This is a genomic window from Qipengyuania sp., from assembly GCF_964227205.1.
Lineage (GTDB): Bacteria > Pseudomonadota > Alphaproteobacteria > Sphingomonadales > Sphingomonadaceae > Qipengyuania.
Map to the genome: position 1 here is coordinate 364,381 of NZ_CAXQVB010000003.1, position 14,867 is coordinate 379,247.

A 14,867-nucleotide genomic window follows, 5' to 3' on the forward strand; every position below is an offset into this window, starting at 1 on the left:
CGTCGCGCGGATGATTTCCGAACCTCGGCCTCTGTCATGATGGGCGTCGATGCGGCGCTAGCCCGCTGCCACGAGTTGGTCGACCTCGCGCGTCGCATGGGGGCCGACGCCGCCGATGCCGTCGCGCGCGCCTCCTCTTCCGAAAGCGTCGGTGTGCGGCTCGGCGCGCTCGAGGAGGTCGAGCGGTCGGAAAGCGAGGAAATCGGCCTCAGGGTCTTCGTCGGACGCCGCTCTGCATCGATCAACACCAGCGATTTCGCACCCGAAGGGCTTGGCGTGTTGGCGCAACGCGCAGTCGAAATGGCGCGGTTGGCACCCGAAGATCCCTATGGCGGACTGGCTCCATCCGGGGCGCTGTTCGCGGGCGAGCCGCTCGATCTCGATCTGACCGACGCGGGCGCGCCTTCGCCCGAGGAGTTGCGCTTGGCGGCTCTGGCCACCGAAGATGCGGCGCGCGCGGTGACGGGTGTGACCAATTCCAACGGCGGCAGTGCGTCATACGCGCGCTCGGTCTTCGCGCTGGTGACCAGCAACGGCTTTGCACGCGGCCACTCGGGTGGGTCGCATTCGCTCTCGGCCAGCGTGGTCGCGGGCGAGGGCGGCGACAAGCAGACCGACTATGCCTATCGCACGCAGCGTCATCGCGTGGACCTGCCCGACCCGGCCGAAATCGGCCGCGAGGCAGGCATGCGCGCAGTGCGCAAGGTTTCGCCTGGATCGATTTCCTCGGGCCGCATGCCGGTGGTGTTCGACCCGCGCGTCGGCAATGGCGTGCTCGGCCACCTGCTCGGCGCGATGGGCGCGCCATCGATCGCACGTAAGGCGAGCTTCCTGATCGGTCGGGAGCAAGAACAGCTGTTCGACAGTGCGATCAAGGTGTTCGAGGATCCGCATCGCCTGCGCGGCCTGCGCTCGCGGAATTACGATGGCGAAGGCGTGGCAAGCGTTCCCCGCACGCTGGTCGAAGGCGGCAAGGTGACCGGTTGGCTCACCAATGTCGCCAGCGCCGCACAGCTCGGCCTGGAACTGACCGGCCACGCCAGCCGGGGCAGTGGCGGCGCGCCGGGTATTTCCGTCGACAATGTCTATCTGGCGGCGGGCGAACCGAGCGTCGCCGAACTCATTGCCGATATCGAGGATGGGCTCTACGTCACCGACCTGTTCGGCCAAGGGGTAAACCTCGTCACCGGCGACTACAGCCGCGGAGCGAGCGGGTTGCGCATCCGTAGTGGAGAGATCGCCGAACCGGTAGCCGAGATCACCATCGCCGCGAATCTGCCCGAAATGTTTCGTGGGCTCGTGCCGGCGAACGATCTCGATTTCCAGCGCGGCATCGATGTGCCGACCTTCCGCATCGATGGCATGTCGGTGGCGGGCACGTGATCGCACGGCTGCTCCTGCTGCTCGCATGGGGGCTGGCCATATCCGCGCCCGCCCATGCGCAGCTGCCGGAGCTCGACCAGCCGACCGAAGAGGCGAGTCCCGACACCCCTACTCCTGCGCAGACCATCGCCACTACCCAGGACAGTGGTGCCGACGCCAAGATCGCCGAGCGCATTGCCGGAATCTTTGCTGAACTGCCCGCCTTCTCGTCGGTCTCGGTGGCGGCCGCGCAGGGAGTTGTGACGCTGTCGGGGAAGGTTCCGCAGCAGGCCGACATCGCCCGGGCCGAGGCCATCGCCAGCCGGGTATCGGGGGTGGTGACAGTCGAAAACCGGCTCGAGCGCGATCTCTCGATTTCCTCGGAAAGCGGCGGCATCGCCACCCTGGCCGATCGCTGGGACGGGCTGGTGAAGCTGCTCCCGCTGGTCGCGCTGGCGCTTGCGGTCTGGGCCGGGATCACGGTGATCGGCTATCTCATCGCCGGGCTGGAGCGCTTGTGGCACCGCCTGGCCCCCAACTCCTTTCTCGCCGAACTGATCGCCAGCGCGATCCGCTTTATTTTTGCGATCGTCGGCCTCGTGGTCGCGCTCGACATGATCGGGGCGAGCGCGCTGCTCGGCGCGGTGCTTGGCGGGGCGGGGGTGGTCGGCATCGCGCTCGGCTTCGCGATGCGCGATACGATCGAGAACTATGTCGCCTCGCTGATGCTCAGCCTGCGCCAGCCCTTCCGTGCCAACGACTGGGTGGTGATCGACGACAAGGAAGGGCGCGTCATCCGCCTGACCAGCCGCGCGACCATCCTGATGACGCTCGAGGGCAATCACTTGCGCATTCCCAACGGGCAGGTGTTCCGCGCAGTGATCCTCAACTACACGCGCAATCCGCAGCGCCGGTTCGATTTCGATCTCGGCGTCGATGCCGACGACGATGCCGATTCGGCCCGGCGATTGGGCCGCGAGACACTGGCCGGACTGACCTTCGTGCTGGACGATCCCGCACCCGAGGCGCGGGTGATCGAGGTCGGCGAGAGCAATGTCGTGCTCCGCTTCCTCGGCTGGATCGACCAGCGCGAGGCCGATTGGTACAAGGCGCGCAGCAGCGCGATCCTGGCGGTCAAGGCGGCGCTCGAGGACGGCGGCTTCGCACTGCCCGAGCCGATCTATCGCCTGCGCTTCGATGCGCGCACGCAGCCGCTGCCGCTGGCGACCACCCGCGAGCCTGCGGCCTCGCCTGCCGCGGCTACCCCGCCGAAGAAGGCCGCGTCGAGCAATGCGCCGGCGGATGTCTCCCCGCAGGAGGAAATCACCGAAATGGTAGAGGCCGAGCGACGCCTGGCCAAGGGCGCGAGCGAGAAGGATTTGCTCGATACCTCGCGCCCGGTCGAATGATCCGGGGCGAATGAAAAAGGGGCGCCTCGCGGCGCCCCTGTCGGATCACTTGGCCTTGTCGGCTGCGTAGCGTTCGATTGCCTCGACCACGATCCGGCGGGCCTCGGCAGCATCGCCCCAATTGCCGATCCGCACCCACTTCTCGCTTTCGAGATCCTTGTAGTGGGTGAAGAAGTGCTCGATCTGCTGGAAGATGATCGAGGGCAGGTCCTTGGTCTCGCCGACGTCCGAATAATAAGGGAAGGTCGTGTCGACGGGCACGCAGATCAGCTTCTCGTCGCCGCCATGCTCGTCTTCGAGGTTGAGCACGCCGATCGGGCGCGCGCGCACGACGCAGCCCGCGATGAAGGGCGAACGCGCGATGACCAGCGCGTCGAGCGGGTCGCCGTCGGGGCTGAGCGTGTGCGGCACGAAGCCGTAATTCGCCGGATAGCGCATCGGCGTATGCAGGATGCGGTCGACGAACAGCGCGCCGCTGGCCTTGTCGAACTCGTACTTGACCGGCTCGCCGCCGGTCGGAACCTCGATGATGACGTTGAGGCTTTCGGGCGGGTTGTCGCCCACAGGGATCATGTCGATGCGCATCTATACTCTCACGTTGCGTGCGGCCCCTCTCCCCAGAAAGACTGAGCGCCCTTAGAGCGAGCGGGGCCGGGCCGCAACCGGCCAAAAGCCTAGCGCGTGCGTGGCGCCAGCAGGAGGTCGAGCCCCTGCCTCCCTTTGCCGACCGGTTCGATCCACGGGTAGCGCAGGCCGCCATGGTAATCGATCGCTACCGTGTCGTAACGGTCGCCGCGCTTGACCAGCAAGTTGATCGGCTCGCGGTCCGTTTTGGCGGTGGTGATCGCATCCTTGATCGTATCGGAGGAATAGGCGGTGCCGTTGACGGCGACCACTTGCGCGCCGTTTACGATGCCCGCGTTGAAGGCCGGCCCGTCCCACAGCGTCGAGGTCACCTTGCCCTCGCTGTCGAGATTGACCCCGAGCGAATAATAGAAGTCGGCATATTTGCCGTTCTTGATCCGCCCCGCGGCATAGGGATTGGGCGTGTCCTTCCACACGAGCCGATAGCCGGCCATCTCCAGCCCCTTCACGGGGGCCGGCTGGTTCGGCTGGCGCAGGCGGGTGTCGAGGAATGTAGCCCAGTCGTAGGCGTAAACTCCGTTGAGCGTTTTCACGACCTCGTCGAAATCATAGGTCAGCACGCCCCAGTCGCCATCGGTCTTGCCGAAGAAGGCGCGGGCGAAATCGTCGAGGCCCTTCTTCCCGCCGGTGCCGTCACGGATGATCTGGTCGGCCTCGAGCCAGGTCAGTGCACCCTCGACGTAATAATCCTCGCTGCGCTGGAGCGAGGAATAGGGCAGCGGCCGGCGCGAATTGACGATCGGGTCGTAGGTCGTGTCTTGGACCGCGCGCCAGGCGCGGCCCGGCTGTCCCTCGGCATAATAGGCGACTGCATTGGCGATCGTGCCGAGGATCGTGTCTTTTTGCTGCAGCCCCGAACGGGCGGCGAGAATCCAGCCCCAGAACTGGGTCTGGCCTTCATAGACCCACAGCAGATCATCCTGCATCGGCGTGCGATAATCGGGAGTCCACAGCCCTTCGGGGCGACGGAACTTGCCGTTCCAGCTGTGCACCAGTTCGTGGCTGACGACATTGTGGTCCCAGTCCATCTCGTCCCATTTGACGAGCGCGTCGGGCTCGTACTGGTTCTCGGCCGAACGGTGGTGCTCGAGGCCGATCCCGCCCATCCGGTCGGTCAAGGCGAGCAGGATGTCGTAATGGTCGAAATGCCGCGCGCCGAACAGCGCGTCGGCCTCGTCCACCAGCCGGTCGAAGCGCGCGAGGTTCTCGGGCGCCAGCTCGAGATATTTGGGCGCATCGGCGACCGCATCGAGCTTCACCCCCTCGCCGAGCGACCATTGCCGGGCATATTTGCCCGCGAAGATCGGCGAATCGACGAGCGTTTCGTAATCGATTGTCTGCCAGGTGACGGTGTCGCCCTCGCGCGCCTGCCCGTCGAGCGCGGTGAACACCTGCCAGCCTTCGGGAACCTTGACCGTGGGCTTCACCGCGATGCGGCGGGTGTAGTGACCCTCGGGATAGAGGCTCATCTTCTCCCACTGCAGGTTGAGCATTTCCTGCGTCATGGTGATCCGCCCCTCGCGTCCGGTGACGGGCGAGGTGTGGAGGAAGCTGGCGGTGACCTCGCGCACGCCTTCGGGCAGTTCGACCACGAAGCGATAGACGTCGAGCGCGTCGCGCTTCCATACGAGCGGCTGGCCATTGGCGGTGAAGCGGATGTTCGAGAGCAGGTTGATCGGCCCGCGCGGCGCATGATTGCCCGGCAGCCATTCGGGGAACAGCAGCACCAGCTCGCGCGTGCCCGCCACCACGGGAATCGTTTCGGTCACTGCATAGACACCGCGGCGCGTGTCGGTCGCATCGATGTCGAGAGCGATCGTCCCGCCGGGCCAGGCGGTATCCCGCGGCAGCGGCGTCCCGTCTTCCAGCGCCGGGGCGACCGGGGCCGAATTCGTATCGGGCCGGGCGGCGAGGGGGGAGGAGATGGCGAGGCCGGTGGCCAGGGCGAGCGACGCGGTCATTTTGTTCATGGGCGCCAGTCATGCGGATCGGGTGCGGTCAAGGCAAGCGCAAGTTCGACGAGCGGCTTCCCCCCCTCCGTCGAACGCGCTAGACGCGCGCCCGACATGAGCAAGACCCCACAAGCCATTCGCGGAACGCAGGACATTTTCGGTGCCGATGCCGAGGCCTTCGCCTTCGTCGTCGAAACCTTCGAGCGCGTGCGCAAGCTCTATCGCTTCCGCCGCGTCGAGATGCCCGTATTCGAACGTACCGAGGTGTTCAGCCGCGCGATCGGCGAGACCACCGACGTGGTCAGCAAGGAAATGTATTCGTTCGAGGACCGCGGCGGCGAGAGCCTGACGTTGCGCCCCGAATTCACTGCCGGGATCGCGCGCGCCTTCCTCACCAATGGCTGGCAGCAGCATGCACCGCTGAAGCTGGCGACGCATGGACCGCTGTTCCGCTACGAGCGCCCACAGAAGGGCCGCTATCGCCAGTTCCACCAGATCGACGCCGAAATCATCGGCGCCGCCGAACCGCAAGCTGACGTCGAGCTGCTCGCGATGGCCGACCAGGTCATCCGCGAACTGGGTATCGAGGGCGTCACGCTGCACCTCAACACGCTGGGCGACGGCGACAGCCGCGAAGCCTGGCGCACCGCGCTGGTCGAACATTTCCGCGCGGTGAAGGGCGAGCTGTCCGAGGATTCGCAGGAGCGGCTCGAGAAGAACCCGCTGCGCATCCTCGACAGCAAAGACCCGCGCGATCGTGCCTTCGTCGCCGATGCGCCCAAGATCGACGCCTATCTCTCGGACGATGCGCGCGCCTTCTTCGATGCAGTCACGAGCGGTCTCGATGCGGCGGGTGTCACATGGACGCGTGCCGAAAGCCTCGTGCGCGGCCTCGACTACTACCGCCACACCGCCTTCGAATTCATCCCCGAAGCTGGCAGCGAGGCAGCGGGCAAGCTCGGCAGCCAGAGCACCATCCTCGGCGGCGGCCGCTACGACGGCCTGATGGAAAGCCTCGGCGGCGCGCCCACGCCAGCGGTCGGCTGGGCCGCGGGGATCGAGCGGCTGGCGATGCTGGTGGGGGAGAAGGGCGAAGGCAACGCCGATGTCATCGTCGTCGTCGAGGACGATACGCTGGTTACGGAGGCCATTGCTGCGATCGGACGCCTGCGCGCAGCGGGCCATTCTGCCGAGCTCATTGCCACGGGCAGTCCGCGCAAGCGCTTCGACAAGGCGGTAAAGGCCGGGGCGGACAAGATCGTCGCCTTCAGCATGCGCGACGGGCACCAGCATGTGCGCATCAAGGCGGATGATGGCGCCCGCGACCATATCGAAGGCCTGCTTGGTTGACATGACCATCCCAGCCGAACGTCTCGACCAGATCGCCCATCGCTTCGCCGAGCTCGAGGCGCGCATGGCCTCGGGTACGCTCGAAGGCGAGGCTTTCGTTCAGGCCAGCCGCGATTATGCCGAGCTCGAGCCGGTGGCGAAGATCGCCGCCGAGGTGAAATCGGCGCGCGAGGAGATCGCCAGTCTGGAGGAGATGCTCGGCGATCCAGAAATGAAGGCGATGGCCGAAGAGGAACTGGCCGAATTGCGCCAGCGCCTGCCCGAGGCCGAGCGTGCGCTCGCCATCGCCATGCTTCCGCGCGACAGCGCCGACAGCAAGCCCGCCATGCTCGAAATCCGCGCCGGGACGGGGGGCGATGAGGCGGCGCTGTTCGCGGGCGATCTCTACCGCATGTACGAACGCTTCGCCGCCGAACAGGGCTGGACAGTCGAGCCGGTCAGCATGAGCGCCAGCGAGGTCGGCGGGTTCAAGGAAGTGGTCGCCAATGTCACCGGCACCGGGGTCTTCGCCAAGCTGAAGTTCGAAAGCGGGGTCCACCGGGTCCAGCGCGTGCCCGAGACCGAGAGCGGCGGGCGTATTCACACCAGCGCGGCGACCGTGGCGGTGCTGCCCGAACCCGACGAGGTCGACGTCCAGATCGATCCGGGCGATCTCAAGATCGACGTCTATCGCGCCAGCGGGGCGGGCGGCCAGCACGTCAACACCACCGATTCCGCAGTGCGCATCACCCACCTGCCGACCAATACCGTGGTCACCTGCCAGGACGGGCGCAGCCAGCACAAGAACCGCGAAAAGGCGATGCAGGTGCTGCGCACGCGGCTCTACGATGCCCAGCGCGAGGCGACGCAGGGCGCCGAGGCCGAGGCGCGCAAGGCAATGGTCGGTTCGGGCGATCGCTCCGAGCGCATTCGCACCTATAATTTCCCGCAAGGGCGAGTGACCGATCACCGCATCGGGCTGACGCTGCAGAAACTGCCGCAGATCATCGCCGGACCCGGGCTGGGCGAGCTGATCGACGCGCTGATCGCCGAGGACGAAGCCAAGCGGCTCGCGGCGATGGAGGAGTAAAGTTCCAATGGTGAGCACCCTTCGACCGGCTCAGGGCGAGCGGGGTCGGGTCTGGGCAGTGGCAAGACCCGCTCGTCCTGAGCCGGTCGAAGGACAGTCGCCCGGCTCACAACCATGACTGTCGGTGACGCAATCCGCGAGGCGGCAGGACGCCTGTCTTCCACCAGCGACACCGCGCGGCTCGATGCCGAATTGCTGATGGCGCATGCGATGGGTGTTTCGCGCTCGGACTTGCTGTTGCGGCATATGCGCGATCGGGTCCCGGCGGGATTTGTCGGGCTCGTGGATCGCCGGGCCGCGCGCGAGCCGGTCGCCCATTTGCTCGGCACCCAGGAATTCTTCGGGCTCGACTTGGCCGTTACCCCCGACACGCTGATCCCGCGCGGCGATAGCGAGACGATCGTCGAGGCGGCGCTCGAGGCGGCAAGGCTGGATGCGCGCGTGCTCGATATGGGCACCGGAACGGGCGCGCTGCTGCTGGCCTTTCTCGACCAGCGTCCCGAGGCGAGCGGGATCGGTATCGATGCTTCCCCGGCCGCGCTGCGCGTGGCGGCAGCCAATGGCGAGCGACTCGGGCTGGTAGAGCGGGCCCGGTTTTTCGAGGCGAGCTGGCTCGACGAGGGCTGGGCGGCAATGCTCGGCCAATTCGACCTGATCCTGTGCAACCCGCCCTATGTCGAGACCGGCGCCGCGCTCGATGCGGACGTGCGCGACTACGAGCCGGCCTCGGCGCTGTTCGCGGGACCCGAGGGGCTTGACGACTATCGCGCTATCATCCCACAACTTGGCAAGCTTCTTTTACCCGGTGGGGTAGCCGTCCTCGAAATCGGGGCGACTCAGGAGGGGGCCGTATCGTCATTGGCCCGCGAATCGGGCTTCGCTGTCGTCATGAAACGCGACCTCGGCGGACGTCCGCGGGCACTGATTCTCACTTAGGGGTTGGCAAAGCCGATTCGAGCCTTTACCTCTGGCCACAGGCCAGTGGTGCGCGGCTCACGCCTCCCCGCCGGTTCCAGCTCCGACATTGCAGTTTTGGTGCGCGGCTTCGGCCCTGCATACCATGCACAGGCCGGAGCACGCGAGCTGCGACAGGCGCAGTCGCGCAAGGGGTCACGCGGCCACATGCGGACCGGTTCGGTTCGCGCCGCGCATTGAATGAGGACCAGCTACCCTTGAACACCAATCGCAACAACCGTCGTCGCGGACGCGGGAACCGCAATCAGGGCGGCGGCAACAACGCCAATCGCATCGATAGCCGTGCCCGTGGCAATGCCCCGCAGCTGCTCGACAAGTACAAGAAGCTCGCGCAGGACGCCCAGCATAATGGCGACCGCGTCCAGGCCGAATATTACCTGCAGTTTGCCGATCACTATTTTCGCGTGATTGCCGACAACAAGGCCCGTCAGGAAGAAGCCAAGGCGAAACGCCAGGAAGAACGTGGCGGCCAGTCGGACGACGATGATGAGGACGATGGCGACGATCGCCGCGGCAACCGCCGCTCGCGCGGGCGCCGCGATGATCAGGACGATGGCAGTCGCAAGCCCCGTGGGCTCAAGCCCCGGGGTGACGACGATGGCGACACCAGCGAGTTCGAGCCCTCGGAAAACCCGTTCACCCGTCGCGACGAAGGCGGCGAGGCACCCAAGAAGCGGCGTGCTCCACGCAAGCCGAAAGAGGGTAACGAAGGGGCGCAGGGCGACGATGGCGAAATCGACGCCACGGTCCTGCCTCCCTCGATCGGTGCGGGCGAGAGCGAAGGCAAGCCCGCCCCGCGGCGGCGCAAGCGCAAGCAGGACGACGAGAGCGAAGTGAGCGCGGTCAGCTGATCGCGCTTGCAGTGCCGGACTGACAATCTAAGGGGCAAGCCGATGGAGAAGATCGCCGGCTTGGCCCGCTCGCACCCGCAGATTGCCGCGCTCGCCTTGGGCGCGGCGTCCGCATTCGGTTTCCAGCCCTTCCATCTGTGGCCGCTGGGTCTGGCCGCAATCGGTGTCTTCGGCTGGCTCGCCTGGCGCGCGCCTGGCTGGAAGGCTGCGCTGATTGCCGGATGGTTGTTCGGCGTGGCGCATTTCACCGTCACCAACAACTGGATCGCCACCGCCTTCACCTATCAGGCGGAAATGCCCGCTGTGCTCGGCTGGGTCGCCGTGCCGCTGCTGTCGCTCTATCTCGCCGTTTGGCCGGCCTTCGCCGCCTATGCCGCTTGGTTGGTTGCGCGGCGCAAAAGCCTGTCCGTATTCGCACTGGCCTTCGGTGCCTGCTGGATCGCCGCGGAATGGCTCCGCAGCTGGGTCTTTACCGGCTATAGCTGGGGGCCCCTTTCGATGATGGTCATGGGCCCGTGGGACCGGCCCGGGTTCGCTCGGCTGCTTCCCTTCGTGGGGAGCTATGCGCTCTCGGGCATCGTCGTCGTGCTGGCCGTTTCGGGCGCCGCCCTCGTCCAGCGGCGGCTCTGGTTGCCCGCCGCGGGGCTGGCGCTGGCCGCGACCGCGCTGATCTACTGGCCGACGGGCAAGGCCGAACAAGGCAGCCTTCCGCTCACCCTGGTCCAGCCCAACTTGCGACAGGACGAAATCGACGATGCATCCAAGTTCGAGGACCAGTTCCAGAGGATCGCTGGGCTCAGCGTACCGCGGCGCCAGCTGAGCCATCGCCTTGTGCTGTGGCCCGAGAGCGGTGTGCCCGACTATCTTCGGGAGGGCTATCCCCAGCGCTACTACACGCAGATGACAGCCGGCGGCGATCCAGGCTTCGCGCGTGCGCGGATCGGTCGGGTCATCGGGAGCGACAGCTTGCTACTCACCGGGCTGGTCGACCTCGAAATCGGCGAGGTTGATGGGCGCGAACGCGCGATCGGGGCCTACAATGCCGTCACTTCCATCGATTCCGAAGGCCGACTGGGCGAACGCTACGCCAAGGCTCATCTGGTGCCCTATGGCGAATACCTGCCCCTGCGGAGCTTGCTCGAACCGCTTGGCCTGACGCGTCTGGTGGCAGGCACGATCGATTTCATTCCGGGGCCGGGACCACAAAGTTTCGATCTGGGCGCCTATGGCGAGGCGGGCATTCAGATCTGCTACGAAATCGTCTTCTCGGGCGAAGTTGCCGAGCGCGACAAGCGACCGGATTACATCTTCAATCCGTCCAACGACGGATGGTTCGGTGCCTGGGGACCGCCCCAGCACCTGGCGCAGGCACGGATGCGTGCGGCGGAGGAGGGGCTACCGGTCCTGCGTTCGACGACTACCGGGATCAGCGCGGTGATCGATGCGCAGGGCGTGGTTCGCGAGCATATCGGACGCAATGTGGCCGGCCGGATCGATACGCTGGTGCCGCCGCCGCATGCCCCGACCTGGTTCGCCCGCCTCGGTCACTGGCTCACGCTGCTGTGGGGCCTGGCGTTGCTGGGCCTTTCGCTGGTTGCCATGCGTCGTGCGGACCGCTACCTCGCGAAAGACACATAAAGATTTCTTTATATCGGGATTTCCAGCTTCATGCGCACCAGTTTCCTCTTCACTTCCGAGAGTGTCTCGGAAGGCCATCCCGACAAGGTTTCCGACCAGATTTCCGATGCCATCGTCGATCTGATGCTGAGCAAGGATCCCGAGGCGCGCGTCGCCTGCGAGACCATGACCACCACCCAGCGGGTGATCCTGTCGGGCGAAATCCGCTGTGCCTCGATGTATGATGCCAAAAATCCCGAATGGGCCGAGAACGGCGGCTGGGCGCCGGGGGCCAAGGAAGATATCGAGCGCGCGGTGCGCCATACCGTGCGCGAAATCGGTTACGAGCAGGACGGCTTCCATTGGCAGACGCTGACCTTCGAGAACCATCTTCACGGCCAATCGGCCGAAATCGCGCAGGGCGTCGATGCCAGCGGCAACAAGGACGAGGGTGCGGGGGACCAGGGCATCATGTTCGGTTTCGCCTGCGACGAGACACCCGATTTGATGCCCGCGACGCTCGACTACAGTCACAAGATTCTCGAGCGGCTCGCCGCCGACCGCAAGAGCGGCGCTGCCCCCTTCCTCGAACCCGACGCAAAGAGCCAGGTCACCCTGCGCTACGAAGACGGCAAACCGGTCGCCTGCACCGCAGTGGTCGTCTCCACCCAGCACGCCAAGGGCTATCATGAGGGCGAGAAGGAGGCCGAGCTCAAGGCCTATGTCCGGCGCGTTGTCACCGAGATCCTGCCCGAAGGTTGGGTCACCGGCGATACCGAGTGGCACATCAATCCCACCGGTGCTTTCGAGATCGGCGGTCCTGACGGAGATGCCGGCCTGACGGGCCGCAAGATCATCGTCGATACCTATGGCGGCGCGGCGCCGCATGGCGGCGGCGCGTTCAGCGGCAAGGATCCGACCAAGGTCGATCGCTCGGCCGCTTATATCACGCGCTACCTTGCCAAGAACATCGTCGCGGCAGGCCTTGCCAAGCGCTGTACGATCCAGCTGTCCTACGCGATCGGCGTATCGAAGCCGCTGTCGCTCTATGTCGATACGCATGGCACCTGCACCGACGGCGTGACCGATGAAGCGCTCGAGAATGCGATCCGCGGAATCGCAAAGCTAGGCGGCCTGACCCCCCGCGGCATCCGCACGCATCTCGGTCTCAATAAGCCGATCTACCGCAAGAGCGCGGCCTACGGCCACTTCGGCCGTCAGACAGATGGTGATTTCTTCCCGTGGGAGCGCACCGACCTTGTCGAGGACCTCAAGGCCGCTCTCGGCTGAGCCCTAGCCGTGCTCGCCCTTGCGCGGGCTGGGGCGGTCGAGCGCAAGTTCGGCGTCGGAGAAGGTAAACGGGCTGCGTACGCCGGGAATACCGTCGAGATCGACGCGCAGGCCGCGGGCCCTTACCTGTGCCTCGGCAAAGACGGCGTCGATTGCGTTGACGCGCCCGGCCGGGATGCCATCCTCGGCGCAGTCGGCGAGGAGTTCGTCCATCTGCCACTTGCGGGTCTCGGTGGCGATGATCGCGTCGAGCTCGGAGCGGTTGGCGAGGCGACCTTCGTTGGTGGCGAATTTCTGCTCGTCCAGCAGATCCTCCCGACCGAGCAGCGAGAGAAGCTTGCGGAATAGGCCGTCATTCGCCGGGGCCAGCACCACCTCGCCATCGGCGACGGGGAAAACGCCATACGCACTGACCTGAGCATGCTCGTTCCCCATGCGCGGCGGGTTCTCGCCCGTGGTGAGGTAATGCAACGCCTGGCTGGCCAGCAGGCCGACCGAACAATCGAGTAGGGCCATGTCGACGAGCTGTCCGCGTCCGGTGCGCTCGCGCATGGCAAGCGCGGCCTGGATACCGATTGCCGAGTATAGTCCGCAGGTGAGATCGGAAATCGACACGCCCATCTTCATCGGCTGGCCTTGCGGTTCTCCGGTCAACGCCATGAAACCGCTCATCGCCTGGATGACGAAATCGTATCCGGCCTCGTGCGCGCGCGGGCCGGTCTGGCCGAAGCCGGTGATCGAGCAATATACCAGGCGCGGATTGGCCTCGGCGAGACTCGCATGGTCGAGGCCGAATTTCGCCAGCGTCCCGGTCTTGAAATTCTCCAGCACGACGTCGGCCGAGGCGGCCAGATCTCGCACGCGATCGAGGTCGTCCCGGTCCTTGAAATCGGCGACGATCGACCGCTTGCCGCGATTGGTCGCGTGATAATAGGCCGCTTCGCGCTCGCCGTTTGCGCGCTCGATCCAGGGCGGGCCCCACTTGCGCGTGCCGTCGCCATCGGGACTTTCGACCTTGATCACGTCGGCACCCAGATCGGCGAGGATCTGGCCCGCCCAGGGGCCTGCCAAGACGCGGGCCAGTTCGAGGACCTTGAGCCCGGCGAGCGGGGCATTCGGATTGCGAGGTTCGTCGAGCCACATGGTTCGCGGCTTGCGCGGGCGACCGGCGCCGGTCAAGTCACTCCATGCCGACTGCTGCGGCAAGTTCGCCGACCGCCTCGAGGAACTCTTCGCGGAAGTCCTGTACCACCTGCCGGCTCGAGCGGACCTGCTCGACCAGGCCCACGCCTTGGCCGACGAAATAGCTGACCAGTTCTCGGGCGCCCTCGTTCCCGGCTGCGGCGTCGCGCTCGATCCGCGCGAAAGCCGGTTCGGAGACCATGCCCATCAGCGGCATCGGCAGCGTGCCCGGACCGTCGGCAGCGTCCCAGGCCTCGTGCCAGGCGGTCTTGAGCTGGCGCGCGGGCTTGCCCGTGCGGCTGCGCGAGCGGACGGTATCGCGGCTGCGCGCCGCGACCATCTTGTCGCGGAAGGCTTCGGAAGTTTCGGCTTCGGGCGTGGCGAGCCAGATCGAGCCGGTCCAGGCGCCCTGCGCGCCCGCCGCCATCATCCTCGCCATCTGCCCACCCGTCATGATTCCGCCTGCCGCCAGAACCGGGATCTCGTGGCCCTGTCGCTTCAACTCGCGCACCACTTCGGGGATCAGGACGAGAGTCGAGACTTCGCCGCAATGCCCGCCGGCTTCGGTCCCCTGCGCGACGATGATGTCCACACCCGCCTCGGCCTGCCGGATGGCATGCTCTTTGGCGCCGACCAAAGCCGCCACCGGCACGCCGCGGCGCTTGCCTTCCTCGATCATCGCCGCCGGGGCGATGCCGAGCGCGTTGGCGATGAGCCGGATCGGATGACGGAAGGCGACCTCCATCAGCGCGAGGCCGTTTTCGGGAGTGATACCCATCCGTTCCTTCAAGATCGGCAGCTCCGGTTCCGGTTCGATACCATATTCGGCGAGCACCGAATTGACGAAGCCCTGATAGGAGGGATCGATCGCGGCAGCTCTGCTGGTATTGTCAGATAGTTCGCGAACGCGCGGGTCGATCACTTCGGGTACGAGCACGTCGACCCCATATGGGGCGCCATCGACATGCGCGTCGATCCAGGCGAGCTCTTCCTCAAGCTGCTCGGGCGTGAAGCGCGTTGCACCCAAAACACCGAAGCCGCCCGCCTTGCTGACTGCGGCGACCACGTCGCGGCAATGGCTGAAGGCGAACAGCGGAAACTCCGCCCCGGTCATCTCGCAAACACGGTTCATCGGCATATAGGTCTCTCCTTTGAAACCTACCCT

General features: G+C 66.1%; 12 protein-coding genes. 8 read left to right on the plus strand and 4 right to left on the minus strand.

What is annotated here, in order from left to right:
• The first annotated feature begins 36 nt into the window (after positions 1 to 36).
• Positions 37 to 1,383 (plus strand): TldD/PmbA family protein, encoded by a 1,347-nt coding sequence (locus ACEQZ0_RS09420; protein ID WP_370190898.1) that lies wholly within the window; start codon positions 37 to 39, stop codon positions 1,381 to 1,383.
• The gene (locus ACEQZ0_RS09425) at positions 1,380 to 2,771 is read left to right on the plus strand and encodes a mechanosensitive ion channel domain-containing protein (protein ID WP_370190598.1); all 1,392 of its coding nucleotides are present in this window, start codon (positions 1,380 to 1,382) and stop codon (positions 2,769 to 2,771) included. Before ACEQZ0_RS09420 ends, ACEQZ0_RS09425 begins: the two co-directional genes overlap by 4 nt.
• 45 nt (positions 2,772 to 2,816) lie before the next feature.
• Here ACEQZ0_RS09425 and ppa read toward each other — a convergent pair whose 3' ends face one another.
• Both ppa and ACEQZ0_RS09435 read right to left on the minus strand, forming a co-directional pair.
• On the minus strand, positions 2,817 to 3,356 hold the full coding sequence (ppa, locus tag ACEQZ0_RS09430; protein WP_370190599.1) for an inorganic diphosphatase: 540 nt from the start codon (positions 3,354 to 3,356) through the stop codon (positions 2,817 to 2,819).
• Positions 3,357 to 3,445: 89 nt separating this feature from the next.
• Entirely contained in the window at positions 3,446 to 5,386 is a 1,941-nt protein-coding gene (locus ACEQZ0_RS09435) for a M61 family metallopeptidase (RefSeq protein ID WP_370190600.1), read from the minus strand.
• A gap of 96 nt (positions 5,387 to 5,482) precedes the next feature.
• On the opposite strand from ACEQZ0_RS09435, the gene hisS reads away from it, so the two are divergent.
• From hisS to metK, 6 genes are all read left to right on the plus strand, one after another.
• Positions 5,483 to 6,718, plus strand: coding sequence for a histidine--tRNA ligase (gene hisS, locus ACEQZ0_RS09440; protein ID WP_370190601.1), 1,236 nt, complete (start codon positions 5,483 to 5,485; stop codon positions 6,716 to 6,718).
• A 1-nt stretch (position 6,719) separates the two neighbouring features.
• A complete protein-coding gene (gene prfA, locus ACEQZ0_RS09445) occupies positions 6,720 to 7,787 on the plus strand; it encodes a peptide chain release factor 1 (RefSeq protein WP_370190602.1) in 1,068 nt (355 codons plus the stop codon).
• Positions 7,788 to 7,901: 114 nt separating this feature from the next.
• A complete protein-coding gene (gene prmC / locus ACEQZ0_RS09450) occupies positions 7,902 to 8,723 on the plus strand; it encodes a peptide chain release factor N(5)-glutamine methyltransferase (RefSeq protein ID WP_370190603.1) in 822 nt (273 codons plus the stop codon).
• Between the two features lie 236 nt (positions 8,724 to 8,959).
• Entirely contained in the window at positions 8,960 to 9,613 is a 654-nt protein-coding gene (locus tag ACEQZ0_RS09455; protein ID WP_370190604.1) for a DUF4167 domain-containing protein, read from the plus strand.
• Positions 9,614 to 9,655: 42 nt separating this feature from the next.
• Positions 9,656 to 11,251 (plus strand): apolipoprotein N-acyltransferase, encoded by a 1,596-nt coding sequence (lnt, locus tag ACEQZ0_RS09460; protein ID WP_370190605.1) that lies wholly within the window; start codon positions 9,656 to 9,658, stop codon positions 11,249 to 11,251.
• A gap of 30 nt (positions 11,252 to 11,281) precedes the next feature.
• The gene (gene metK, locus ACEQZ0_RS09465) at positions 11,282 to 12,520 is read left to right on the plus strand and encodes a methionine adenosyltransferase (RefSeq protein ID WP_370190606.1); all 1,239 of its coding nucleotides are present in this window, start codon (positions 11,282 to 11,284) and stop codon (positions 12,518 to 12,520) included.
• Between the two features lie 3 nt (positions 12,521 to 12,523).
• Here the strand turns inward: metK and ACEQZ0_RS09470 are convergent, their stop codons facing one another.
• On the minus strand, positions 12,524 to 13,663 hold the full coding sequence (locus ACEQZ0_RS09470) for a CaiB/BaiF CoA transferase family protein (RefSeq protein ID WP_370190607.1): 1,140 nt from the start codon (positions 13,661 to 13,663) through the stop codon (positions 12,524 to 12,526).
• Positions 13,664 to 13,700: 37 nt separating this feature from the next.
• Positions 13,701 to 14,840 carry an NAD(P)H-dependent flavin oxidoreductase gene (locus ACEQZ0_RS09475; protein ID WP_372520100.1) on the minus strand — a complete coding sequence of 380 codons (1,140 nt, stop codon included), beginning with the start codon at positions 14,838 to 14,840 and terminating at the stop codon, positions 13,701 to 13,703.
• Positions 14,841 to 14,867 lie beyond the last annotated feature (27 nt).

Coding starts and splice junctions, on each gene's coding strand:
- ACEQZ0_RS09420 (WP_370190898.1), top strand. CDS start 37: ATGATGGGCGTCGATGCGGCGCTAGCCCGCTGCCACGAGTTGGTCGAC.
- ppa (WP_370190599.1), bottom strand. CDS start 3,356: ATGCGCATCGACATGATCCCTGTGGGCGACAACCCGCCCGAAAGCCTC.
- ACEQZ0_RS09435 (WP_370190600.1), bottom strand. CDS start 5,386: ATGAACAAAATGACCGCGTCGCTCGCCCTGGCCACCGGCCTCGCCATC.
- hisS (WP_370190601.1), top strand. CDS start 5,483: ATGAGCAAGACCCCACAAGCCATTCGCGGAACGCAGGACATTTTCGGT.
- prfA (WP_370190602.1), top strand. CDS start 6,720: ATGACCATCCCAGCCGAACGTCTCGACCAGATCGCCCATCGCTTCGCC.
- prmC (WP_370190603.1), top strand. CDS start 7,902: ATGACTGTCGGTGACGCAATCCGCGAGGCGGCAGGACGCCTGTCTTCC.
- lnt (WP_370190605.1), top strand. CDS start 9,656: ATGGAGAAGATCGCCGGCTTGGCCCGCTCGCACCCGCAGATTGCCGCG.
- metK (WP_370190606.1), top strand. CDS start 11,282: ATGCGCACCAGTTTCCTCTTCACTTCCGAGAGTGTCTCGGAAGGCCAT.
- ACEQZ0_RS09470 (WP_370190607.1), bottom strand. CDS start 13,663: ATGTGGCTCGACGAACCTCGCAATCCGAATGCCCCGCTCGCCGGGCTC.
- ACEQZ0_RS09475 (WP_372520100.1), bottom strand. CDS start 14,840: ATGCCGATGAACCGTGTTTGCGAGATGACCGGGGCGGAGTTTCCGCTG.